Here is a 25824-nt window from a genome sequence, read left to right on the forward strand (position 1 = left end):
AGATAGAAGGGATTAATCATCATTATAAAAGGAGTGATTCTAACATGGCAAACATGTTTTATGACCAAGATCTTTCTTTAGAACTAATAAAAGGTAAGCGTGTAACAATCATTGGATATGGATCACAAGGACACGCACATGCTCAAAATCTTCGAGAAAGTGGAGTTGAGGTAATAGTTGGTGTAAGGCACGGCAAGTCAAGGGATCAAGCTATACAGGATGGATTTAGAGTCCTGTCCGTTGCTGAGGCTACTGATCTAGCTGATGTGGTGATGGTATTGCTACCAGATGAGAAACAGCCAGAAGTCTACAATAATGAGATTAAACCATATCTCTCACCAGGAAAGGCAATAGCGTTTGCTCACGGATTTAATGTCCATTTCAATCAAGTCGTTCCCCCAACTGATGTGGATGTTTTTTTAGTTGCTCCAAAAGGACCAGGTCACCTAGTTAGACGTGTGTTCGAAGAAGGTGGGGGAGTTCCTGCATTGTTTGCTGTTTACAGGAATGCTAGTGGAATTGCACGAGAACTAGCTTTATCCTATTGCAAGGCAATTGGAGCAGGCCGGGCGGCGGTCATTGAAACTACCTTTCAGGAAGAAACGGAAACAGACCTATTTGGAGAGCAAGCCGTATTGTGCGGTGGTACAACGGCACTTATTAAAGCCGGATTTGAGACTTTAACTAAAGCTGGATACCAGCCTGAGGTCGCTTATTTTGAATGCTTACATGAGCTAAAGCTTATTGTTGACCTTCTTTATGAGTCTGGATTAGAAGGGATGAGATATTCGATTTCAGACACAGCACAATGGGGAGACTTTACAGCAGGACCTAGAATCGTTACAAATTCTACGAAACTAGAAATGGAAAAACTTTTATCGGAGATACAAAATGGAGAATTTGCGAAGAATTGGATTTTAGAGAACCAGACAAACCGGCCAGTTTTCAATGCTGTAAATCGCAAGGAAAATCACCACCTTATTGAGATTATAGGCAAAGAGATGAGGGCTAAAATGCCATTTATACACACAAAAAAGAAAGGCTTGGTCACAAATGCGAAAAGTTGATATCTTTGATACAACCTTACGTGATGGTGAACAATCTGCTGGTGTGAATTTACATCCACATGAAAAAGTAGAGATTGCTAAGCAACTAGAAAGATATGGTGTAGACATGATAGAGGCAGGATTTCCTTGTTCATCAGAAGGGGACTTTCAATCAGTCAAACAAATTTCTGAAACAGTTAAACAATGTATGATAGTGGGTCTTGCAAGAGCCAATAAACAAGACATTGATGTTGCCTATGAAGCCCTAAAAGACGCAAAGAACTCAGGAATTCATTTATTTATTGCCACTTCACCACTTCACATGAAGTATAAATTACATTTAACTCAAGAAGAAGTTATTGAAAAGGCTGTTTGGTCAGTAAAATATGCGTCGCATTACTTTTCACATATACAATGGTCCGCTGAGGATGCGACACGGAGTGATTGGAATTTTTTATCAAGAATTATTACGAACGTGATTGATGCAGGAGCAAAAGTCATCAATATTCCAGACACGGTCGGGTACTCAACACCACAAGAATATGGTGAGCTATTTTCATATTTGATGAAAACAGTACCAAATATAAACAAAGTAAAGCTATCTGCTCATTGCCATGATGATTTAGGTCTTGCAGTTGCAAATAGTCTTGCAGCCATTCAAAAGGGGATTCATCAAGTAGAGGGGACTATTAACGGTATAGGAGAGCGAGCAGGAAACGCATCATTAGAAGAAATTGTTGTTGCATTACGAATTCGAAACGATGAATACAAGGTGGATACAAACATTGATTTAAAACAAACGATTCGAACAAGTCAGCTCGTAAGTAAGTTTACAGGAATGATAGTTCCCCAAAATAAAGCTGTAGTTGGTTTAAACGCTTTTGCACACGAGTCTGGCATTCATCAAGATGGAGTGTTAAAGAATAAACAAACGTATGAAATAATCGAGCCCGAGATGATCGGATTAGGGTCAAATAAAATGGTTTTAGGTAAACATTCTGGTAGTCATGCGTTTAAAGAAAAGTGCAAGGAACTAGGAATATCTTTAAATGAAGATGAAGAAAAAAAGCTATTTCATGCATTTAAGGAGCTAACTTCAAAAAAGAAGGAAGTTACTGAAGATGATATCTTTGCACTCATGTTGGACTCCTCTATCAAAGAAATCGGTGCAGGTTATAAACTTGAATTATTACAAGTTTCATATGGTTCGAACATTATTCCAACAGCAACCATTCGAGTGGAAACACCCGAGGGATTCAGGATACAGGAATCAGCAACGGGAAAAGGTAGTGTTGAAGCGGTTTATAATACGATCTCTAGAATATTGAAACAACCTAGTGAACTGGTGGACTATCGTATTCAATCTACAACAAATGGAAATGATGCCATAGCAGAGGTGTATGTAAAAGTAAGGTATGATGGACACATTAGCTCAGGTCGCGGTATAGAAACAGATGTTCTAGAGGCTTCTGCAAAAGCTTATTTCGATGCTGTTAACCGAAGTTTGGTGAAGGTGTGGTTTGAACATCAAACAAAAGGAGTGGAGGCTCTATGAGTTTTAACATTGCTCTACTAGCTGGAGATGGAATTGGACCAGAGGTTATGTTTGAATCTGTTCTTCTTTTAAAAGAAATTGAGAAATTATACAACTGCTCTTTTTCGTTTCGTGAAGGAAAGGTGGGTGGCGTTGCCATTGAACATTATGGAACACCTCTACCAGAAGAAACAGTGGAGCTTTGTAAGAGAAGTGATGCCATTTTACTCGGGGCTGTAGGAGGTCCAGCATGGGATCATTTACCTGTTGAAATCCGTCCTGAAACAGGATTACTACAGCTTCGAAAACAACTAGGGTTATTTGCAAACCTTCGTCCTGTAAAGGTAATTCCACCATTAACTAAGAGCTCCCCATTAAAGGACAGCGTCATAATGGGAGTAGATCTTTGCATTGTAAGAGAGTTAACGGGGGGCTTATACTTCGGTACACCGAGAGAAAGAAGGATAGGACTAGAAGGGGAAGAGGTTATTGACACACTAGTATACAAAAGATATGAGATAGAGAGAATTGTAAGAGAAGCATTTGAATTAGCTAGATTAAGGAAACGAAAACTTGTTTCAGTCGATAAGGCAAATGTATTAGAAAGTAGCCGATTGTGGAGAGAAATAGCAGATGCATTATCTATTGAGTACAGTGATGTTAAATTAGAACATATGTATATTGACAATGCAGCTATGCAATTAATAAAGAAACCTATCGAATTTGATGTTATTGTTACAGAGAATATGTTCGGTGATATTTTAAGTGATGAAGCATCGGTATTAACGGGATCTATCGGTATGTTACCTTCTGCAAGTATAGGAAATGGTCCAAGTTTGTATGAACCAATTCATGGTTCAGCACCTGATATTGCTGGGAGAAATGTGGCAAATCCTTTAGCTGCTTTTTTATCTGTAGCTTTAATGCTTCGATATTCGTTTGGACTTTCGAAAGAGGCGGAGTGCATAGAGGGAGCTGTCCATTCGATTTTACTTGAAGGATACAGAACAAAGGATTTAGCAGATGAAGGAAAAACATTTGTCTCCACATCTGAGATGGGGGCATTAGTTAGAGACGCTATTCAAAATAAATATCTGGATTATGAGCTCGTTAATTTCTATGAGAAATGTAGGTAGGTGAACGAATTGAAACCGCGAACATTAGTAGAAAAAATATGGGATCAACATATTGTCTACCAAGAAGACAATAAACCTGATTTACTTTATATTGATTTACATTTGATACATGAAGTGACATCTCCGCAAGCATTTGAGGGACTTCGTCTAACAGATCGAAAAGTAAGAAGGCCAGATCTCACATTCGCGACTGTAGATCATAATGTACCAACTAAGAACCCATTTGAGATAGAGGATGAGATTGCATTAAATCAATTAACAACACTAGAAAGAAATTGCACCGAATTCGGTATACATCTTGCTAATCTGTCAAGCGATGAACAAGGTATTGTACATGTAATTGGCCCAGAACTTGGATTAACACTTCCAGGAAAAACAATTGTTTGCGGTGATAGTCATACATCGACACATGGTGCTTTTGGTGCATTAGCTTTTGGAATTGGAACAAGCGAGGTTGAACATGTTCTTGCTACTCAATGCTTATGGCAAACTAGACCCAAAAGTTTAAAAGTTGAAATTACAGGAACACCACTGATTGGGACCACAGCTAAGGACATCATTCTTGGATTGATTGCTACATACGGTGTAGAATTTGGAACAGGTTATATTATCGAATTTACAGGGGATACTGTTCTGAAAATGACAATGGAAGAACGTATGACCATTTGTAATATGGCGATTGAAGCTGGAGCCAAAGCTGGGCTAATAGCGCCAGATGAGGTGACGTTTTCTTATATAAAAGGTCGAAAGTACGCTCCAAAAGGAAAGCAATATCACCAGTTCGTGTCTGAATGGAAATCTTTAGTTTCTGATGAGGATGCTACGTACGATAAAGTAATATATTTTGATATCTCTCAGCTAGAGCCCCAGGTTACATGGGGAACCAATCCTTCGATGGGAGGGAGTGTAAATGGAGTAATCCCTTCTCCAGACGAATTTCAAACAGAACAAGAGCGCCTTGCACTCCAGAAAGCTTTAGACTATATGAATTTAGTTCCAGGTACAAAAATAAAGGAGATAAAAATTGATTATGTATTCATAGGATCGTGTACGAATTCGAGAATTGAAGATTTACGAGAAGCAGCCTCGTTCATTAAAGGGAAAAAAGTGGCTAATCATGTAACGGCATTAGTAGTACCTGGCTCTAAACACGTTAAGGCACAAGCCGAACAAGAGGGAATTCATATAGTGTTTCAAGAGGCAGGTTTTGAATGGAGGGAATCAGGATGTAGTATGTGCTTAAGTATGAATCCAGATTTTGTTCCACCCGGAAAGCGTTGTGCATCTACTTCGAATCGAAACTTTGAAGGGAGACAAGGTCGAGGAGCGAGAACCCACTTAGTAAGTCCTATTACAGCAGCAGCTTCTGCAATCCATGGTCATTTTGTAAATGTAAGTGAGCTAATGGAAATGGAGAGTGTGAATCAATGAAACCCTTTACAATTCATACCGGATTCGTAGCCCCTTTACCATATGCAAACGTCGATACTGATCAAATGATCCCGAAACAGTTTTTAAAAAGGATTGAAAAATCTGGTTTCGGCCAATTTTTGTTTTATGATTGGAGATACAAAGAGAATGGTACAGAAGACACTACCTTCATTTTAAATAGATCCTGCTATAGAAGTGCTAGCATACTGATAGCTGGACAGAACTTTGGGTGTGGTTCATCGAGGGAACATGCACCATGGGCACTTTTAGATTATGGTTTTAAAGTCCTTATTGCCCCTAGCTTCGCTGATATTTTTTATAGCAATTGTTTTAAAAATGGCTTATTACCTATTAGACTTTCTGAAAGAGAAGTTGCATTATTGTTTGAAGCAGTAAGGGAAACAAGCTATGAACTAACAATTGATCTTGTTCAACAAACGATTACTAATAAGGATGGGTTAGCTTTTATATTCGAGACAGATCCTTATCGAAAGAGAATGTTAATAGAAGGTTTAGATGATATTGGATTAACAGAGAAATATAACTTATATATATCTAACTTTGAAAAGAAATGTCACTTTCTATAATTTTTGCGGACGGATCTAATAAACTAATCCTTATTAGCTCAGCTTATTTATAAGAACAAGTTAATACACTTTTTGCATAAGGAGGTTGAATATGGACCGTGTATTTAATTTTTCAGCAGGTCCATCTGTATTACCATTACAAGTCTTACACCAAGTTAAGGAAGAAATTACTTTCCTACAATGATCAAGGAATGTCTGTATTAGAAATGAGTCACCGATCTGAGAGCTTTTCTGACATTATGGATAAGACAGAAGAGTTGCTTCGTAAATTAATGAATATCTCACCGAATTATCATGTATTGTTCTTACAGGGCGGGGCATCTCTTCAATTTTCAATGATTCCCATGAACTTATTAATCAATTCAAAAAAAGCATACTATGTTGAAACCGGTTCATGGTCGATAAAAGCAATTGAGGAAGCAAGAAAAATTGGAGAGGTCTCAATTATTGCTTCTTCCGAAGATAAAGACTTTACTTATATACCATCTATAGATTTTTCTTCTATTTCACAATCGGCTAGTTATTTGCATATTACAACGAATAACACAATTGAAGGCACAAGCTATCATATTATTCCGAGGATATCAGAAACACTCCCACTTATTGCCGATATGTCTTCTAATATATTATCCCAGCATTATGATGTATCGAAGTTTGGGCTCATCTATGCAGGTGCACAGAAAAATCTAGGTCCTGCTGGTCTCACCGTTATCATTCTCAAAGAAAATTTATTATGTGAACTTCCAGAAAGTTTTCCAACTATGCTAAACTATCGAACCTTTATAAAGTCACGGTCGTTATATAATACGCCACCTACTTTCAGTATATATGTCATGAAATTAGTACTAGAATGGTTAGACAACAATGGAGGGATTCCTGCAATCGAAGAGAAGAACAAAGTGAAAGCATCCTTGCTTTATGATATTTTAGATCATTCAACATTGTTTTTTTCAAGAGTTGACGTTTCAAGTCGTTCCCTTATGAATATTCCTTTTACTACGAACTCCGAATCTGTTAATAAACAATTTATATATGAAGCAAAGAAAAAGGGCTTATTGAATTTAGAAGGACATCGATCTACAGGAGGTATGCGAGCAAGCCTTTATAACGCCATGCCCATCGAAGGTGTAAGAAAGCTTGTAGATTTCATATATGAATTTGAAAAAAAGTATACATAAAGGGGGTGATATAGTGTATAAAATTCAAATTTTGAACACGATTTCCTCAAAAGGATTAGATGTTCTAAATCGTGAAAATTTTAACAATAATGCTGATGATTCACCTCATGGAATTCTCTTAAGAAGTTACAATTTACATAATACACACATCCCGTCTAGCGTTTTAGCTATTGCAAGAGCCGGAGTTGGAATAAATAATATTCCTGTCAATGATCTAACTTCTAGAGGGATCATTGTTTTTAATACACCTGGTGCTAATGCCAATTCAGTAAAAGAATTGGTGATTATGAGTTTAATCGCATCATCAAGACACTTATTTAAAGCCGTTAAATGGACTAATAGTCTCATAGGAGAAGGCGAAAGTGTTCCAATTTTGGTTGAAGCTGGTAAAAAGGAATTTGTAGGGGTAGAGATACGTGGAAAAAAATTAGGCGTGATTGGGGTTGGTGCAATTGGAGGATTAGTTTCAAACGATGCTGCATCCCTCGGTATGGAAGTTCTTGCATTCGACCCGTTCATTTCTGTTAACACAGCTTGGCAACTATCACGAGAGGTCAAGCGAGCACACAATATCGAGGAAATATTTTCAACATGTGATTACATTACTATGCATGTTCCATTAACAGAAGAAACAAGAGAATTACTAAATGAGAAGGCATTTCAACAGATGAAAAAAGGAGTCCAATTACTGAATTTTTCTAGAGGAGAGTTAGTTGATGAAGTTGCCTTGGAAAATGCTCTACTTTCGAACATTGTTGCTAGTTATATAACTGATTTTCCAAACGAAAAACTCTTATCCATGAAAAATGTGGTTGTAATCCCGCACCTTGGTGCATCAACGATAGAATCAGAAGAGAATTGTGCCTATATGGCTGCTCATCAATTAAAAAATTTCTTGGAAACAGGCAATATAACTAATTCAGTTAACTTTCCTAATGTGTATTTACCATATATAGGTAGGGAAAGGGTGACAGTTGTTCATCAAAATATTCCAAACATGGTTGGTCAAATTACTTCTATTATGGCTAGATACTCGATTAACATTGCGGATATGATGAATAGGAGTAAGGAAGCATGGGCATACACGATGATGGACTTAGATGGAACAGTTGATCATCAAGAAGCATTGATTACTGAACTTTTACAAATAGCAGGGGTAAAAAAAGTTAGAATAATCTAAGGTATACACCGACAGTCTTTCTTGTATTTTTCTTAAATAAAGAATTAAAGGATGAAAGTAATATCCATAACTATAACGTCTATCAATCAAGATAACAAGAAGAGCAGTTGATGATGATAAAGTCAGTCTTTATGTATGGATGCATTTTCTTAATTACTGCCATTTCAATTGCCAATATCATTAATACAATTTCAACGATCATCTCATTAAGAAAAAGGGAGTTTGCCATGTTGAAGTCGATTGGAATGAAACAATTTTCTATGGTTAAAATCTATTTTTTTTTGGAATTCCGCTAAGTGTTGCTGTTATGTATTTAATATACCTATCAGTAATGAACACCTTTAGCTACGGTTTTGAATTACCTTGGTTAGGTATAATGTATATAATTGTTGCTGTCTTTATTATTGTAAGCACTGCTATGCTATACTCGATTTCAAAGGTGAAAAAAGAGAATATAATCGATGCGTTAAGAGAATATTTAAAAAAAATTCATCAAAAGAAATGTAGCGTCGTTCAAGGAGACTGCTAAGTAATGATCGAAGAAAAAAGACAGAAGGAGAGTATATTCCCTCTGTCTTATCATTATTTTTTCGGTATTTCACATCCATTTTCATCACAAGTAATACCGTTTTCTGTTATCTCTTCAATAAAAGGTCCGTCTTTTTCAAGGATTTGCTGCAACGAATTTACAAAGACTTCGGTTGGTTGTGCCCCAGTTATCGCATACTTCCGATTGATAAGAAAATAAGGTATACTTCGAATTCCAAGTTCTGAAGCTTCTTGTTCATCTTTTCGAACTTGATCACTCATTTCATCACTAGATAACATGTTTGCAACAGATTTACCATCTAACCCAACTTCAACTGCTAAATCAATTAGTGTAGAATGGTCACCTATATGTTTTGATTCAGAATAATGGGCACGAAGTAAACGCTCTGTCATCTCGTGCATATACCCTTGCTCTTTTGCATACATAGCTAGTCGGTGAGCGTCAAACGTGTTGGTTAAAATTAACGTATCATATTGGTATTCAATTCCAACTTCATTACCCATTTTAATCATGTTGGCAACACTTGCTTTAGCTTGATCCAAGCTCATTCCATATTTTTGGGATAGCTTTTCATAAATAGAATAATTTACATCTCTCTCTGACGTTGGATCTAATTCAAAACATTTATACACGACTTTTACTGGTTGATCTAATTTGTTAATAGCGTCCTCCAGACGCTTTTTGCCAATATAGCAAAATGGTCAAGCAAAATCTGTCCACATTTCAATTAACATATGCTTACCTCCAAACTAAATTGCTTTCTATACTAGTATATCTATCGTAAAGTCATTTAGTCCAATGGATTGCTTCTTGTATAATCGGACAGTTTGGATTAGGAAAAACACGAAAAAGACAAGCTCCAATTTGCTTGTCTTTTTCGTTATCTATTCATGCAGAATTAATTTATCCGCGTCTACCGCCTCTACCGCCGCGTTTTGTTTCTGTGCTACGTTTAAGCATAGACAGGTTTTCTTCACTAGATTTTAGAAACTTAGCCATTTTGTCTTCAAAGCTTTCCTTAGGTTTGAAATTTCCACCTTTAGAACGAAAATCTCTTGAATTTCTATCTTCTCTTCCTTGGCGGGGAGGTCGATTGGAGTAAGAGTTCGTTTCTCTTTCAGGTCTATCAATCGCTTTTTTAATAGACAAAGAAATTTTTCCCTCTTTTTCACTCAAAACTTTTACTTCAACCTCGTCACCAACTTTAAGATGGTCATTTACATCTTTAACATAATTATCTGCGACCTCACTGATATGAACAAGACCAGTTTCGCCGCCTGGTAATTCAACAAATGCTCCAAAATTAGTAATTCCTGTTACTTTTCCTTTAACCTTGCTACCTAGTTCGATTGGAAGTTCCCCCTTAATAATGTTGAGACCCTATTATACCAAATAATAAACAACTTTTCTATTATCTAAACAGTGTATAGATGGAAAAATTACATTAAAAAGAATTGAATCAAGAATTCAGGGAGAAACTATGATAATAAACATAATATATTCAGGAGGATTTAGCTTGGGTACAAAAGAAAATGTAATTTCAATTTTTGCCTTAGGTGGCTTACATGAGGTCGGAAAAAACATGTATGCTATTCAATATTCTAATGATATTGTGATTATTGATTGTGGTAATAAATTCCCAGACGAAAGTTTACTGGGAATCGATTTAATCATCCCTGACATAGGTTATCTGGTAGAAAACAAAGAGAAAATAAAAGCTCTTGTAGTCACACATGGTCATGAAGATCATATTGGTGGTATTCCGTATTTTTTAAAGAAACTCAATGTACCTGTATATGCTACTAGGTTTACTCTTGGATTGATTGAGTTGAAATTAAAAGAACATCGTATTTTAAGAGAGTCAGAATTAATTGAAATCGACTCTCATTCGAATCTACAGTTAGGGGAGATTGATGTTTCCTTTTTTAAGGTAAATCACAGTATTCCTGATTGTTTGGGTATTGTCTTTAACACCGCAGATGGAACAATCGTTCATACAGGTGATTTTAAGTTTGATTTAACACCAGTAAATAACCAACATTCAGATATTCATAAGATGGCCGAAATTGGTCAAAAGGGTGTACTACTTTTATTGTCTGAAAGTACGAATGCAGAAAGACCAGGACTAACACCATCTGAGCAAATGGTAGGGAAGCACATGGATGACGCTTTTATGAAAGCGAATAGAAAAGTGATTGTTTCTACGTTTGCGTCTAATGTAAGTCGTGTTCAGCAAGTAGTAGAATCAGCAATGAAGACAAATCGAAAATTAGCCCTATTAGGGAGAAGTATGATTAACGTAGTGGAGGTGGCGATTGCTCGTGGTTATTTAGATGTACCAGAGGGGATGATTATCGATCAACATGAAATTAATGAATTACCCCCTGAACAAGTTGCTATACTTTGTACTGGTAGTCAAGGTGAACCATTAGCTGCGCTTTCAAGACTTTCAACTGGGAATTTTCGTGGAGTTGAGGTTTTAAAGGATGACACCGTTATTTTAGCAGCTGGTCCAATCCCAGGTAATGAGAAGAGTGTCACGAAAATTATAGATAATCTGTTTGCCCTTGGAGCCAAAGTGATTTATGGATCAGGAGTTACAACGGGGATGCATGTATCGGGGCATGGTTATCAAGAGGATTTAAAACTAATGCTTACATTAATGAAGCCGAAGTATTTTATTCCAATTCACGGAGAATATAGAATGCTACATCAACACAAATTATTAGCAGAAACTGTTGGTGTTGAGTCTGGGCATACCTTTATATTAAACAATGGAGATGTTGTAGATATTGATAATCAAGTTGCTAGACAAACACGATCGATTCCAGCTGGTAATACGTATGTAGATGGAATGGGTGTAGGAGATGTTGGAGAAATCGTTTTAAGAGACCGGAAACAGCTTTCTGAGGATGGAATGCTCGTAATTGTATTAACGATGAGCAAGTCAGAAAAAAAGCTTATCTCGAATCCTGATACAATATCGAGAGGATTTGTGTATATCAAAGATTCAGAAAGACTATTACATGATGTTGATAACCTAATTAAGAAAACAGTCAATAATTTTCAAGACAGAAACAGAAGCTACTGGAGTGCATTGAAACAAGATCTAAAAAGAACAGTAGGGGAATACATCTATTCAAAAACGAAAAGAAAACCAATGATACTTCCTATCATCATAGAAGTGTAAAAAAATTCGACAGGTGCCAGTCACTTGTCGAATTTTCTGTACCAACCACACCAAGTACATGAAGAGACGTACGTAGAGAAAGTCGAAATTCTCCCAGTACCTAAGATTGAATTATATATGGACAGAAATAGGTTTAAAGTATAAGTTTGAACATATACAACCACGGCAGTTAACAGAGCAAAAGGATTGATGATGTAATCTTTATTAGTATGAATTCCTCGTGAATACACGAGTGCATGTTCACTCCGAAAACTTCATAAAGGTCGAAAAAAAATTTGACACTTCATTAAAATAATCCTATAATAGGCTTTGTAAACGCATACAATGGTTTACATAACAACGTTCGAATTTGAAAAGGTTTTCAAAAAACTAGTGAATATTCTATTAAAAACCTATTTCTCTAGTAATTTTACTCCTATTTATTCTGATTATGGAAAAATCAGAATTATATTTTATGAGTTTTTGAAAAGCTTTTCAAAAAGAGGATTTCTATAAAAGGTACCTAAGAGTGACTATATAAACACTTTTAGTATCGATAAAAACATTTGTCATTTTATATGATGAGGGGGAAAATTGTAATGAAAATGTGGAAAAGTGTTTTATCATTACTATTAGTTTCATCGTTTTTACTTTTGGCCGCATGTGGTGGAAATGAAAGCCAAGACGAAGGAAACAATAGTGGTAATGATAAGGAAAGCGGTTCTGTTGATAAAATTTCAATTTTCGTTAGTAAGGTTGAAATCACTGAGCAATTAGAAGCGTTGGCTAAGGAATATGAAAAGGAAACTGGCGTTGAAGTTGAGGTTTGGGGAACGACAGGTGACGATTACTTCCAACAATTACAAATCCGCTTAAACAGCGATCAAGGTCCATCAATCTTTAGTTTACGTCATTTAACAGAAGCGAAAGCTATGGAATCTTATGCGTACGACTTAAGTAATGAAGAGTATGTACAATACATTGCCGAAAACATGGCATTAGAACTAAACGGAAAAGTACTTGGAATTCCGTTTGGTGTTGAAGGATTTGGATTAGTTTATAACAAGGATTTAGTAGATCCAGCAGATGTTGCTGATTATGATTCTTTTGTAAATACACTAAAGAAATTTAATGGTACAGATGTGTCTGGGCTTTCTCTTTCTCAAGAAGGTTTCTTCTTAATTGGCCACATCAGTAACTATCCATTCTCACTTCAACAAGACAACATTGCATTTATGGATCAGTTAACAGCTGGTGAAGTGACGTTAGCTGAAACTGAAGAATTCCAGAAGTTCGGTGAATTAATGGAAGTATTAAGAGAAAACTCTCGTAATCCATTAGAAGTAACTTACGATTCACAAATTGGTGATTTTGCATCTGGTAAAACAGCAATGATCCACCAAGGAAACTGGGCTAATGGTATGTTAGCTGATTACGATATCGATTTTGAATATGGTATGCTACCGGTTCCACTTATGGATAACGATAAGCTAGCAGTTGGAGTAGGAATGAACTGGTCTGTTAATGCTATGAAAGATGAGGCTGAAATTCAAGCTGCACTTGACTTCTTAGAATGGATGCATACTAGTGAAACAGGTCATAAATATATCGTTGAAGAATTTAAAGCAATTCCAGCTTTAACTAATATCACTCCTGGTGAACTAGACCCATTATCACAAACTGTTTTCGAAGCAACAAATAGCGGAAATACAATTAAATGGTCACACACTTATTATCCTGCGAACGTTGTTGTGAATGATTTCGTTCCAGCAGCACAAAACTTCTTTATTAATAAGGATGTATCAGGACAAGAATTCATTCAACAACTTGATGAAGCTTGGAAAAATGCTAGTAAATAATAATAAGTGACTTTAAATAGAAGGAAGAATGCACTATTGCTCTTCCTTCTAATTCTAGAAATAGAATTAATGAAGTAATTCATTGAAATTATGATCAGATTTTGACTAATTAAAAAGAAAAAAGCCTCTAAAGTAGAATGGCTTTTTTCTTTTTTAAAATGAACGGCCATTACTAATTTTCCGAATGGAATAAACTAGAAAGAAGGGGTTTTCGGTGTTAAAAAGAAAAGATAAAGGGTGGTTTATCCTCTTTACTGTCCCTCTCATTACTATCTTTACCACAGTGGTGCTAATTCCTTTTATGATGGGAATTTATTATTCTTTTTTTAGCTGGGATGGAATTGGTGCTAACCCTAAAACTTTTGTAGGATTCGATAATTTCATAAGTTTGATAGAAGATAAGCGATTTTTAACATCGGCTGTTCTAACTGTAAAGTTTACGGTTTTATCATTGATTACTGTTAATATAATTGGACTTGGTTTTGCCTTATTAGTTACTGCAAAGCTACGGACAGTAAACGCCGCACGTGCAATGTTTTTTATGCCTAATTTAATTGGTGGATTAATACTAGGTTATATTTGGCAGTTTATTTTTTCTGATGCCTTTCGAGTATTAGGAGAACTGACTGGATTTGAAAGTCTCTTCTTTAACTGGCTACTAAATCCAGACTATGCTTTGTATGCCCTCGTATTTGTCTTCACATGGCAGATGGCAGGATATATGATGATCATTTATATTGCAGGACTTCAGGGGATATCGACAGAATATATTGAGGCGTCAAAAATTGACGGTGCAAGTGCATGGCAGAGATTTACAAAAATTACATTGCCATTATTAATGCCAGCATTCACCATCTGTCTATTTTTGACACTTTCGTTTGGATTTAAAATTTATGACGTGAACTTATCCTTAACCGGTGGAGGTCCAATTAATTCGACAGAATTATTTGCGATGCATATCTATAACGAAATATTCGGTTATAGTAGATATGGGTACGGACAAGCGAAAGCTGTAGTATTCTTTATTTTAGTAGCTGGTGTAACATTAACACAGGTTTACTTAACGAAGAAGCGGGAGGTTGAGATGTAATGAAAATAATTGGTAAATACAGCAAGGAAGCAGCCTTGTTTATAGGTGCCATTCTTTTCCTTTCACCTGTGTACATTATGTTTGTGAATTCATTTAAAACACGTGAGGAAATGTATAAAAACGTTTTAGCACTTCCTGAGGAATTAACATTTGAATACTATATAGGCGCTATTGAAAAGATGAAATTCTTAACAGCGTTTGGTAACTCGCTGTTTATTACAATTGTTTCTGTTATATTTATTGTGACTTTGTCATCTATGACTGCTTGGATGTTAGCTAGAACAAACAATACCATAAGTAAAGTTATCTTTATGACATTTATTGCAACTATGCTAATCCCTTTTCAAACAATAATGATGCCATTATTACAATTTATGGATAAAATTATGGATACAACAAGTTTACCAATGCTAAATACAAGAGGTGGACTTATCTACATGCACATTGGTTTCAATGCAAGTATGGCTGTTTTCCTATACCATGGATTTGTAAAATCGATTCCAATGTCATTAGAAGAAGCAGCAACAATCGATGGATGTACAAAATTCGGTGTGTTTTGGAGAATTGTTTTTCCGATGTTAAAACCAATTACAGTTACAGTTATTATTCTCAATGTTATTCAAATATGGAATGACTTTTTACTACCTTCTTTAGTTCTAACAAGTACAGGACTTAGAACAATTCCTCTATCAACTTTTTATTTCTTTGGAGAATTTACAATCCAATGGAATCTTGCTATGGCTGGCTTAACGCTTACCATTATTCCAGTCGTTATCTTTTATTTATTTGCACAAAAACATATTATTAAAGGAATCGGAGAGGGAGCAGTTAAATAAATTATTTAAATTATTACGCTATTCGGTTTGTATAGTTAACATTGAGAGGAGGTAAGAGCATGCACGCACATGGATTTATGGGTTTATTTTATGGACTGACAGAATGGATTATGAAATTATCTGTTATTAACATTTTGTGGAGTATCATAAACATCCCAATTTTTCTTATTCTTTTGTTGATGGCGTTAAGCCCATCTAATAGTGCTGTTGCATTTCTTGCTATTCCTTTTGCGTTTTTATTGCCTCTACTATTTTTCCCAAGTACAACCGCTGTTTTTGGAATGGTCCGTGATTGGCTACTAAAAAAAGAAAATGGTTCATTAGTAAAGGGATATTGGCTTCACCTTAAAAACAATTATAAACCGAGCTCACTTTCAGGGGTTATTTTAACATTTATCTGGTTTGTGTGGGGAATTGACTATTTTTATCTTCGTTCTTTTCATGACATATTAGGTATCGTGTTATTTTTTATAGGGATTCTATTATTTGCTTTTACAATGATCTTTTTTTGTTTATATGTTCATTACCATATGGGAATGAAGGAATTGTTTAAACATACTTTTTTTGTGACGGTTGGTAGCCCTTACACATTATTGGGAACACTTATTATGAATAGTATAGTCATTTTTTTAAGCACAAGATTTCTCTTTTTAATTCCATTTTTTACAATGTCCATATGTGCATTTTTAACGTTTTATCTATTTTATCGTTTCTCATTAAGGGTCACGAACAAAGAGACATAACAAGTAGAGAAATTAGAGATGAAAAGCTTCTCAGAAAGAAACGAGCTAGTTTTGATTAGGAGGTGGACTAATTGGAGGGAATGAAGCATTGCTGCTCAGCAAGTAGAGGTTCTCACCATAAAAATAGTCTTGGCATAGATAATGCTCCAATCTATTCTTCAAAAAGAATGGTGGATACGGATAATATGGTGCTAATCCCTAGTGGTACCTTCATAATGGGAAGTGAGTCGGATGAAATTGTTCCTGGTGATGGAGAAGGACCTGTAAGAGAGGTTGAAGTGCAGGCGTTCTATATGGATAAATGCTCAGTTACAAATAAACAGTTTCAAGAGTTTGTAACACAAACCAATTATGTAACGGAAGCTGAAAAATTCGGATGGTCCTTTGTATTCCATTTATTTGTGTCTGAGGTTGAAGCGAGAAAGGTCAAGCATGTAGTACAAAATACTCCTTGGTGGTGGGTCGTGGAAGGAGCATGCTGGAAATCACCTGAGGGACCAGACTCCACTATTTCTAAGCGAATGGATCACCCTGTTGTACACATATCGTGGAATGATGCAATGGCATATTGTAAATGGGCTGGTAAACGATTACCTACAGAAGCAGAGTGGGAGTATGCAGCGCGGGGTGGACTCGAACAACTGGATTATCCGTGGGGAAATGATCTCTTGAAAAACGGGGAGTATCTTTGTAATATTTGGCAAGGAAAATTCCCAACTGAGAATAGTAAAGAGGATGGGTTTATCGGAACCGCACCAGTAAAAACGTTTCCAACAAATAATTATGGACTTTATCAAGTTTCAGGAAATGTTTGGGAATGGTGTAGTGACTGGTTTCACATTCCCGCCCCCCCAACAAGCTTAATAAAGAACCCAACAGGTCCATCAGAAGGTGAGACAAAAGTCATGCGGGGTGGATCTTACCTCTGCCATCACACATACTGTAATCGTTACCGGGTATCAGCTAGGACTTCAAATACCCCTGATAGTTCTACCGGGAATATTGGATTTCGTTGTGTTGCAGATGTTTAAGAGTTAAAGATAACTACTAAATGTAATAACAAATTGATATAAAGGAAGATGCTACCGTGATTAACAAACCAAATATCGTCTATATAATTTCCCATGATACAGGAAGACATATTGGCCCTTACGGCAAAAAGGTTCATACTCCTGCACTTAATATGCTTGCTGATGAAGGTATTCGGTTTGATCAATACTTTTGTTCACAACCACAGTGCAGCCCAAGCAGAGGAAGTATACTAACTGGTAAATATAGCCACAACCATGGAATGATGGGGCTTGCTCATATGGGATTTAGTATGGATGAGGCTAATGCAACTCTTCCTAGGGAATTATCGAAAAATGGTTATGAAACTCATTTATTTGGCTTTTTTCATGAGTCTATAAATGGAGAACGAAATGCTGAAACACTGGGGTATCAACACTTTTGGAAGGTACCAGGTAATGCGTCTGAGAAAGTAACAGATAAATTTGTAGACTTTTTAAACAATCATTCAAGTGACAAACCTTTATTCTTGTCCGTTGGTTTTGAGGAAACTCACAGACCGTTTGATTTATTTGAAGAAGACGCTGATGAAAATATTGATATACCTCCATATTTACCAGATACCCCTGAGGTACGAAAAGATGTTGCTAAGTTTCAAGGATCTGTAAAGGAAATGGACCGTGCTGTATCAAGAATAATTGATTCGTTAAAGGAACATAATCTTGAGGAAAACACTGTCGTCATATATACAACTGATCACGGTATTGCTTTTCCTCGTGCAAAAGGGACATTAAAGGATTCAGGTTTGGAAACATCGTTAATTATGAGATTCCCTAAAGGTTTTACGAAATCAGGAATCGTTATTGAGGAACTATTATGTAATGTGGATTTGATGCCAACATTGTTAGATCTAATTGGGGCTGATATTCCTAATGACATTGATGGAAAAAGCTTTTTACCTTTATTAGTAGAGAAAGACTATGAACCAAGAGACCACTTTTTCTGTGAATTAACTTGGCATGACCGATATCATCCGATGAGAGGCATTCGTACAAATCGTTATAAATATATCCGTAATTTTGAGGATGGGCCAAAAGTTTATCTACCATTTGATCTCCATGAAAGTCCATCGGGAATGGTCGTAAGAGATCAATATTATGTTTCTAATGAACCTGAGGAGCTATACGATTTAGAATTAGATCCTCTTGAAGAAAACAATATAATCGCGGAAGATACGTATCAAGAAATTGCTGAGCAATTAAGAAATCGCGTTCTTATTTGGATGAAAGAGACGAACGATCCTTTATTAAATGGACCAATACCAGGAATCGAAGCAGACGAATGGGAAGATGAGGTAAAGAACGCAAGAGTTTATAAAGGTAAAGACTAACTCAATGACGGGGTTGGATTAACAATGACAACAATAAAAGATGTTGCGAAATTATCTGGTGTATCAATGAGTACTGTCTCTAGAGTGATGAATGCACCTGAGTCAGTACGTGCTGATAAACGAGAAAAAGTTGAAAAGGCAATACGAGAACTAAGATATTACCCAAACGCTTTAGCGAGGGGCTTAATCTCCAAGCGAACTGAAACTCTTGGTGTATTAATACCAGATGTTTCGAATCCATATGTATCAGAAGTCATACGAGGAATGGAAGATGCTGCACATAGTTTAGGAAGCAATCTCATTTTATGTAATACTGATCGTAATCAAGAGAGAATGATTAATTATTTAAAGGTGTTAAAAGAAAAGCAGGTAGATGGAATCATTTATACGAGTGAGCCGTTTACAGCGGATTTTCATAAACTGTTTGAAGAATTTAATATGCCTGTTGTACTTGCATCAACACAATCAATAGAATACGAGATTCCTTCTGTCAAAATTAATGATGAGAAGGCCGGTTATGATGCGGGAATGTATTTAATTCGAAAAGGTCATTACAAAATTGGGATGATAAGCGGCCCGATCGAAGACCCCATTGCGGGGTATACTCGATATTCTGGCTTTAAAAAGGCAATGAGCGAAATTCTACCGATGGAAACCATTGATGCCTGGATTGAATTTGGTTCGTATCGTTATGAAGATGGATATGAAGCAATGAAAAGACTTTATAAAAAACAGCCAGAGGTTACGGCTGTGTTTGTTGCTAGTGACGAAATGGCACTTGGTGCTATTTCCTATCTTCATCAAATCGGGATTAGTGTTCCAGAAGAGGTTTCTGTTCTTGGTTTTGATAACACGAAAATTGCTAAAATGTGTATCCCAAAATTAACAACAATTGGTCAACCGATGTATGATATTGGGCAAAAAGCAGTATTCAAACTTGAGGCACTATTAAATTCAGAGGAGTTAGATGAACTAAGGTCATATCTAGACCATACAATCGTAGAAAGAGATTCGGTAAAAGAGCTTAGTAGAAAGCTATATTCAAATTGGTAAAGAAGGGACCTAAGAATGAATAAAAAATGGTGGAAAGAATCAGTAGTGTATCAAGTCTATTGGCGTAGCTTTTACGATACAGATGGTGATGGGTACGGTGATTTAGAGGGAGTTATCGAGAAACTAGATTATATAAAAGAACTTGGAGTAGATATCATATGGCTAAACCCGTGTTATGAATCTCCAGATTTTGATAATGGATATGATATATCAGATTATTATGGAATCATGGATAAAGCTGGCGACATGGCGACTTGGGAACGCTTACTTAATGAAGTTCACAAAAGAGGTATGAAGCTAATAATGGATCTAGTCGTAAATCACACCTCCAATCAACACCCATGGTTTGTTGAATCGAGTTCATCAAAGGATAACCCTAAAAGAGATTGGTATATTTGGAAGGATCCAAAAAATGGGAAAGAGCCGAATAACTGGCGCTCTTACTTTACACCATCAGTTTGGGAGTACGATCAAAAGACCGACCAGTATTATATGCATTCCTTTGCAGTAGAGCAACCAGATTTAAATTGGGAAAATGTCGAAGTTCGTAAAGCCATTTATGATATGATGCATTTTTGGTTAAAGAAAGGTATCGATGGCTTTCGCTTGGACGTTATAAATTTATTAGCAAAGTTAAAAGGCTTTCCTGATGTAGAAAACCCTATGAATATTAACTACCTAGGTAATAATGAAGGAATCCATGATTACTTGCAGGAGATGCATCAAGAAGTGTTTAGACATTATGATATTATGACAGTTGGAGAAATTCCGTTTGTTACTCCTGAGGATGGCTTGCTATATGTCGGGGAGGACCGTGATGAGCTTCACACATTGTTCCATTTTGAAGTTGCAGATGACATGCCAAGATGGGATATGAAACGTTTCAAAGAAATTCAAACCCGCTGGTATGAAGGACTAAATGGGAAAGGAACAAACTCTCAGTTTTTAAATAATCACGACCATACAAGACAGGTTACTCGATATGGAAATGATAACGAATATAGAGTGGAATCTGCGAAGCTATTAGCAACAATGATTCATACTCTTCCAGGAATTCCATATATTTACCAAGGTGAGGAAATTGGAATGACCGGTGTCCGCTTTGACTCTATCGAGGATTACAAAGACATTGCAATGAAAAATAAATACAAGGAAGAAGTCGAAAAAGGGAGAGATCCACAGGAGGTATTTGAAAGCCTCTTAATGTTGACTCGTGATAACTCTCGTACACCCATTCAATGGGACGACTCTCCTCAAGCAGGATTTACAACTGGAACCCCTTGGATTAATGTGAATCCGAATTACAAAGAAATCAATGTGAAACAGGCATTAAGCGATCCAAAGTCTGTATTCTATTATTATAAGAAATTAATTGAATTGAGAAAAAACAATGAGCTTATGATTTATGGTAACTATAAGGACCTTTCTTTTGATGAGGAAAGTCTTTATGTGTATACACGTAGTCATGAAGGGAAAATTTGGTTAGTCATATTAAACCATGCAAACCATAAAAGTGAGTTTATATTACCAGAACAATTTAATGATCATGAGAAGGCTTTAATCATTTCGAACTATGAGGATGTACGTGAACAGGATTCTCTCAAAAAGGTAATCCTTCGTCCGCATGAGGCAAGAATTTACCAATTCTAAGTAACATTTACAAACGGGTATGATCCTATTTAGTAGGATTGTACCCTTTTATAATGAATCTTACTATCGCCATGTTAAAATAGAATTATAGAGTAGATTTTCATTAAGAAATTTGGTGGCTAGAATGAAGGAAAAGCACAAGATACATGAAGTAGATCTATATAAACCGATTCAACGGTTTTTTATACGTGAAGACTTTGAGGTTTACGGTGAAGTTAATGACTGTGACATGGTGGCGGTTAAAGGAGATCAAGTTGTTATCATTGAATTAAAGAGAAATTTATCTGTAGAACTACTGGTACAAGCAACAAAACGTCAGAGAATAACAGATGATGTGTATGTTGCTATTCCTAAACCAAGTTATAATTTAAGGTCAAAACGGTGGACTGATGTTTGCCTTCTTATACGTCGCCTCGAGCTTGGATTAATAATCGTCTCTTTTGCAGGTAATGGAAGAAAAGCAGAGGTGGTTATTCATCCCTCAAGTTTTAACCGCAAAAAAAGTATCAGTCAAAATAAACGAAGACGAGAACATCTGTTAAACGAAATAAATGGTAGAAGTGCAGATTATAATATTGGTGGGAGTACACGTACAAAAATTATGACTGCTTATAAAGAAAATTGTATTCAGATTGCATGCTATCTCAATCAGTTTGGAGAAATGTCACCAAAGGCTCTGAGAGAAAAGGGTACAGGAGTGAAAACCTCATCAATTATATCGAAAAATTATTATGGTTGGTTTGTAAGAGTTCGTCGAGGTGTATACATTATAAGTGAGAAGGGGAAGGAAGATATAAAGGAATTTCCGGAAATAGTAAACCATTACTTAAAAATCGTAAAATAGTTACATTAAGGGCTAATTTCTTCCACCAAAACATGGTGATTGCAGAGATTATAATGCCCTTTTCTGTTGTTGCCTTTTATACATCATTCGAGTATTCATTGTGCGATCAGTGAATATTTGTTTTCGCACTTTTTTACTCACTTCCAAGTTAAACAAATTATCAATGAACCAAGCCAGATGATATTCATATTTTGGACCTAAAAATCTTAGTGTAAGGAAAGTCACAATTGCTAAAAAATACAATCCAAGTATTAATAAGAAACTACTAGAAATGAGCCCCGCCAATAACCACCTAATTGTCTCCACTTGATCCCCATTTGGTAAATCGTAATTCTGCTTATTCTCAATTTGTCTGCTATTAAAAGAGTACATACTTAACACCTTCCTCTGTTTTCCATATCATTCGAAAAATAAGATCCAATTATAAGGGTAGAGACATGCCTATTTTATATGTAAGAAGCTCCTTGTACTAGATGCTGAAAATTAACTAAATAGAGTATATAAAGGAGGAGAGACAGAAGCTTATGCAAGCATAAAATTATTTGCTATTGAAAAGGTTCATTACTCCAACAATCAAATACTCTGTTTCAAATGCTTTAGACTGGAAATCGGCATTAACTATCATATGTTGGAATGATGAGAATGTTCGGCTGTTGGATAAGAATAGGTGTTCAAAACAGTTACAGGAGCCATATGAAAGTACATTTTATAGTGAAAAATATTTCCAAAAACCTCTTGACTTCCATTTATTGAGAGTGATATGATTTTTGTCCGTGACTCAAAAATCGATAGGAGGAAAGAATTTGATAACATTACAAGGAATCTGTAAATCTTACAAAGTTGCTAAACGTACAGCAGGACTTCGAGAAGCAGCTAAATCTTTATTTTACCGAGAACACACCATAATACCAGCTCTCCAAGATGTATCATTCAACATAAACCAAGGTGAGATTGTAGGCTACATAGGTCCAAATGGGGCTGGGAAATCAACAACTATTAAAATTATGAGTGGAATACTAATGCCCGACCAAGGCAATTGTTCTATTATGGGTTTCACCCCTTGGAAGAACAGAGTGGAGTACGTAAAAAATATTGGTGTCGTCTTTGGACAACGATCTCAGCTCTGGTGGGACGTTCCTGTCATAGATTCGTTTGAGCTTCTGAGAGACATCTATAAAGTTCCTCTTAAAGAATATACCGATAATTTAGAACTCCTTACGGAATCTCTTGACCTGAATAACCTCTTACAATTACCAGTACGACAATTAAGCTTAGGGCAACGAATGCGTTGTGAAATTGCTGCCTCCTTATTACATAGTCCAAAAATTCTATTCCTGGATGAACCTACGATTGGCCTTGATGCCGTTTCTAAAATCGCAGTACGACAGTTTATAAAAAAAATTAATCAAGAAAAAGGTGTCACAATTATTTTGACAACTCATGATATGAGTGACATTGAAGCACTTGCGAATCGGGTCATATTGATAGGAAAAGGTTCCCTATTGTACGACGGAGGTCTTGATGATTTGCGGAAGCGATTCGGTACGAAAAAAATCATGACGATTGACTACCAAGAAATGAACGAGCCTTTCCAAATTCCTGGAGCAACGATTCTCTCGTGGACACCAGTTCGTGCAACACTTAGTTTAGATAGTGAAGTAACAAATACATCAGAGGCACTTGTCCATATCTCAAACCAGGTAGATTTGATTGATGTAGTTATTCAAACAAGACCCATCGAAGAGATAATTGTAGAACTCTATAAGGAGTACGAAGTATGAATGTATATGTTTCCGTCTTAAAATTACGACTATTAAATGGATTGCAATATCGCACAGCAGCATTAGCTGGCATTGCTACTCAATTCTTTTGGGGATTTATGTACATCATGATATTTGAAGCATTCTACGAGCATGCACTTCACAATCCACCTATGACATTAAAAGAATTAATGACATACATTTGGCTTCAGCAATCCTTTCTAGCATTCATCATGCTTTGGTTTCGTGACAATGAGCTTTTTAATCTAATAACGAGCGGAAATATCGCCTACGAACTTTGCCGACCATGTGATTTGTATGGCTTTTGGTATGCGAAACTTCTAGCACAACGACTATCTAGTGCTTTACTCCGTTGTCTTCCTATTCTTATCTTTGCATTTATTATTGTAGAACCATACCGAATGACATTACCACCGAACCTTTTGACTGGAATTTTATTTATCCTAGCCTTGCTTTTGGGTTTACTCCTTCTTGTAGCGATTTCCTTGTTTATCTATATATCTGTTTTTATTACTATGTCTCCTGTTGGTTCTTTGTTAGTATTTGGAGTTCTTGGTGAATTTTTTGCTGGCCTTATCATACCAATACCGCTAATGCCTGAATGGTTGCAAAAAATCGCTTATTTATTTCCTTTCCGATTAACAGCCGATTTTCCGTTTAGAGTTTATTCGGGGCATATCCCTCAAAACGAAGCAATCATCGGTATATTCCAACAAATTGTTTGGCTTCTTTTATTGGTATGGCTCGGAAAAATGGCAATGAATAAGGTACTCAAAAGAGTAGTTGTGCAGGGGGGATAAGATATGAGTCTATATTTTAGGTATCTATTAATCTTATTTAAATCTCAAATGCAATACCGTACATCCTTTTGGCTCTTAACATTTGGACAGTTTTTTATTCCTTTAGCAGTGTTCGCTGGCCTCTACTTCTTATTCGAGCAATTTGGTCAAATCAAAGGGTGGCAATTTTTTGAAGTTGCCTTATGTTTTGCTGTCATACATATGGCTTTTTCGATAAGTGAATGTTTTGCTAGGGGGTTTGACTCCTTTTCAAGTCTCATCATTAATGGTGAATTTGATCGTTTACTTGTACGACCAAGAAATTCAGTCTTACAGGTACTTGGATCAAAGTTTGAGTTTACTAGATTTGGAAGACTGGTACAAAGTATGATCGTGCTTATATGGGCAACCTCAAATTTAATGATCGATTGGAATCTAATGAGAATTTTAACCCTTTGTTTAATGATCTTAAGTGGAGTGCTTATTTTTGCAGGAATCTATATACTAGCTGCTACGATGTGCTTTTGGACGGTACAAGGACTTGAAATTGCAAACATTTTTACGGATGGTGGGAGAGAAATGGCTCAGTATCCACTAAATATTTATCACAAATGGGTTGTAAAATTTTTTACGTATGTGATTCCTTTTGGAACTGTTAACTATTTACCATTATTATACTTACTTGGGAAAAATGAAGGGAACGATTGGTTGTATATGATTATGCCCGTTCTCGGTAGTCTTTTTATTTTCCCCTGCTTAATCGTTTGGTCAATAGGTGTTAGACATTATCGATCGACTGGTTCATAAGCATACTTATATTTGATTATTTTTTATCCCGCTCTATCCGGCGCTAAGGCCCCACTTCAAAACTTTAGAAGAATCGAAGAAGTTTAAGTTGATGATAAACGCGAGTAAGAACCCTATAATAGGAACACAGACTAAGATCGCCACATCCTGTGGCAACGTCTGTGTGAGGAAAA

The 25824-nt window shown here is 36.2% G+C and carries 22 protein-coding genes and 2 pseudogenes; 21 read left to right on the top strand and 3 right to left on the bottom strand.

What is annotated here, in order from left to right; all coding sequences use genetic code 11:
* Positions 1-11: 11 nt before the first annotated feature.
* From ilvC to ACFSCX_RS12560, 8 genes and pseudogenes are all read left to right on the top strand, one after another.
* Positions 12-1067 carry a ketol-acid reductoisomerase gene (ilvC, locus tag ACFSCX_RS12525; protein WP_377928791.1) on the top strand — a complete coding sequence of 352 codons (1056 nt, stop codon included), beginning with the start codon at positions 12-14 and terminating at the stop codon, positions 1065-1067.
* On the top strand, positions 1054-2601 hold the full coding sequence (locus tag ACFSCX_RS12530; RefSeq protein ID WP_377928595.1) for a 2-isopropylmalate synthase: 1548 nt from the start codon (positions 1054-1056) through the stop codon (positions 2599-2601). The genes ilvC and ACFSCX_RS12530 overlap by 14 nt, the downstream gene beginning before the upstream one ends.
* A complete protein-coding gene (gene leuB / locus ACFSCX_RS12535) occupies positions 2598-3716 on the top strand; it encodes a 3-isopropylmalate dehydrogenase (RefSeq protein ID WP_377928596.1) in 1119 nt (372 codons plus the stop codon). The genes ACFSCX_RS12530 and leuB overlap by 4 nt, the downstream gene beginning before the upstream one ends.
* A gap of 9 nt (positions 3717-3725) precedes the next feature.
* The gene (gene leuC / locus ACFSCX_RS12540; protein ID WP_377928597.1) at positions 3726-5147 is read left to right on the top strand and encodes a 3-isopropylmalate dehydratase large subunit; all 1422 of its coding nucleotides are present in this window, start codon (positions 3726-3728) and stop codon (positions 5145-5147) included.
* On the top strand, positions 5144-5734 hold the full coding sequence (gene leuD, locus ACFSCX_RS12545) for a 3-isopropylmalate dehydratase small subunit (RefSeq protein ID WP_377928598.1): 591 nt from the start codon (positions 5144-5146) through the stop codon (positions 5732-5734). The genes leuC and leuD overlap by 4 nt, the downstream gene beginning before the upstream one ends.
* Before the next feature lie 91 nt (positions 5735-5825).
* Positions 5826-6912 (top strand): annotated as a pseudogene (serC, locus tag ACFSCX_RS12550) (3-phosphoserine/phosphohydroxythreonine transaminase).
* A 13-nt stretch (positions 6913-6925) separates the two neighbouring features.
* Positions 6926-8092, top strand: a complete 1167-nt coding sequence (locus tag ACFSCX_RS12555; RefSeq protein ID WP_377928599.1) for a phosphoglycerate dehydrogenase — start codon at positions 6926-6928, stop codon at positions 8090-8092.
* A gap of 53 nt (positions 8093-8145) precedes the next feature.
* Positions 8146-8621: pseudogene (locus ACFSCX_RS12560) on the top strand (FtsX-like permease family protein); the annotation flags it as partial.
* 53 nt (positions 8622-8674) lie between these two features.
* Here ACFSCX_RS12560 and ACFSCX_RS12565 read toward each other — a convergent pair.
* Together ACFSCX_RS12565 and ACFSCX_RS12570 are read right to left on the bottom strand one after the other, a co-directional pair.
* Positions 8675-9331, bottom strand: coding sequence for a DsbA family oxidoreductase (locus tag ACFSCX_RS12565; protein WP_377928792.1), 657 nt, complete (start codon positions 9329-9331; stop codon positions 8675-8677).
* Between the two features lie 214 nt (positions 9332-9545).
* The gene (locus ACFSCX_RS12570; protein ID WP_377928793.1) at positions 9546-10010 is read right to left on the bottom strand and encodes a S1 domain-containing RNA-binding protein; all 465 of its coding nucleotides are present in this window, start codon (positions 10008-10010) and stop codon (positions 9546-9548) included.
* A gap of 148 nt (positions 10011-10158) precedes the next feature.
* Between ACFSCX_RS12570 and ACFSCX_RS12575 the strand changes: the two genes are divergently transcribed.
* The 10 genes from ACFSCX_RS12575 to ACFSCX_RS12620 all read left to right on the top strand — a co-directional run bounded on the left by ACFSCX_RS12575 (position 10159) and on the right by ACFSCX_RS12620 (position 22284).
* Positions 10159-11832, top strand: coding sequence for a ribonuclease J (locus ACFSCX_RS12575; RefSeq protein ID WP_377928600.1), 1674 nt, complete (start codon positions 10159-10161; stop codon positions 11830-11832).
* A gap of 578 nt (positions 11833-12410) precedes the next feature.
* Positions 12411-13670, top strand: a complete 1260-nt coding sequence (locus ACFSCX_RS12580; RefSeq protein WP_377928601.1) for a sugar ABC transporter substrate-binding protein — start codon at positions 12411-12413, stop codon at positions 13668-13670.
* 214 nt (positions 13671-13884) lie between these two features.
* Positions 13885-14760, top strand: a complete 876-nt coding sequence (locus ACFSCX_RS12585; RefSeq protein ID WP_377928602.1) for a carbohydrate ABC transporter permease — start codon at positions 13885-13887, stop codon at positions 14758-14760.
* Positions 14760-15596 carry a carbohydrate ABC transporter permease gene (locus ACFSCX_RS12590; protein ID WP_377928603.1) on the top strand — a complete coding sequence of 279 codons (837 nt, stop codon included), beginning with the start codon at positions 14760-14762 and terminating at the stop codon, positions 15594-15596. Before ACFSCX_RS12585 ends, ACFSCX_RS12590 begins: the two co-directional genes overlap by 1 nt.
* Before the next feature lie 59 nt (positions 15597-15655).
* The gene (locus tag ACFSCX_RS12595; RefSeq protein ID WP_377928604.1) at positions 15656-16339 is read left to right on the top strand and encodes a YesL family protein; all 684 of its coding nucleotides are present in this window, start codon (positions 15656-15658) and stop codon (positions 16337-16339) included.
* Between the two features lie 80 nt (positions 16340-16419).
* A complete protein-coding gene (locus tag ACFSCX_RS12600) occupies positions 16420-17370 on the top strand; it encodes a formylglycine-generating enzyme family protein (RefSeq protein ID WP_377928794.1) in 951 nt (316 codons plus the stop codon).
* A 56-nt stretch (positions 17371-17426) separates the two neighbouring features.
* A complete protein-coding gene (locus tag ACFSCX_RS12605; RefSeq protein ID WP_377928605.1) occupies positions 17427-18737 on the top strand; it encodes a sulfatase family protein in 1311 nt (436 codons plus the stop codon).
* A gap of 24 nt (positions 18738-18761) precedes the next feature.
* Complete coding sequence (locus ACFSCX_RS12610) at positions 18762-19790, top strand: LacI family DNA-binding transcriptional regulator (protein ID WP_377928606.1); 1029 nt, start codon at positions 18762-18764, stop codon at positions 19788-19790.
* Positions 19791-19805: 15 nt separating this feature from the next.
* Positions 19806-21440, top strand: a complete 1635-nt coding sequence (locus ACFSCX_RS12615; RefSeq protein WP_377928607.1) for an alpha-glucosidase — start codon at positions 19806-19808, stop codon at positions 21438-21440.
* A gap of 124 nt (positions 21441-21564) precedes the next feature.
* Positions 21565-22284 carry a DUF2161 domain-containing phosphodiesterase gene (locus tag ACFSCX_RS12620; RefSeq protein ID WP_377928608.1) on the top strand — a complete coding sequence of 240 codons (720 nt, stop codon included), beginning with the start codon at positions 21565-21567 and terminating at the stop codon, positions 22282-22284.
* A gap of 48 nt (positions 22285-22332) precedes the next feature.
* Here ACFSCX_RS12620 and ACFSCX_RS12625 read toward each other — a convergent pair whose 3' ends face one another.
* Positions 22333-22656 (bottom strand): hypothetical protein, encoded by a 324-nt coding sequence (locus tag ACFSCX_RS12625; protein WP_377928609.1) that lies wholly within the window; start codon positions 22654-22656, stop codon positions 22333-22335.
* A 431-nt stretch (positions 22657-23087) separates the two neighbouring features.
* Here ACFSCX_RS12625 and ACFSCX_RS12630 point away from each other — a divergent pair, with 431 nt between their 5' ends.
* Genes ACFSCX_RS12630 through ACFSCX_RS12640 form a run of 3 tightly spaced genes read left to right on the top strand, consistent with a single transcriptional unit; the run spans position 23088 to position 25651 of the window.
* Positions 23088-24065, top strand: a complete 978-nt coding sequence (locus tag ACFSCX_RS12630) for an ABC transporter ATP-binding protein (protein WP_377928610.1) — start codon at positions 23088-23090, stop codon at positions 24063-24065.
* Positions 24062-24865, top strand: a complete 804-nt coding sequence (locus tag ACFSCX_RS12635; RefSeq protein ID WP_377928611.1) for an ABC transporter permease — start codon at positions 24062-24064, stop codon at positions 24863-24865. The genes ACFSCX_RS12630 and ACFSCX_RS12635 overlap by 4 nt, the downstream gene beginning before the upstream one ends.
* A gap of 3 nt (positions 24866-24868) precedes the next feature.
* Entirely contained in the window at positions 24869-25651 is a 783-nt protein-coding gene (locus ACFSCX_RS12640; protein ID WP_377928612.1) for an ABC transporter permease, read from the top strand.
* Positions 25652-25824: the final 173 nt, after the last annotated feature.

Source organism: Bacillus salitolerans, from assembly GCF_042680805.1.
Lineage (GTDB): Bacteria > Bacillota > Bacilli > Bacillales > SA4 > Bacillus_CJ > Bacillus_CJ salitolerans.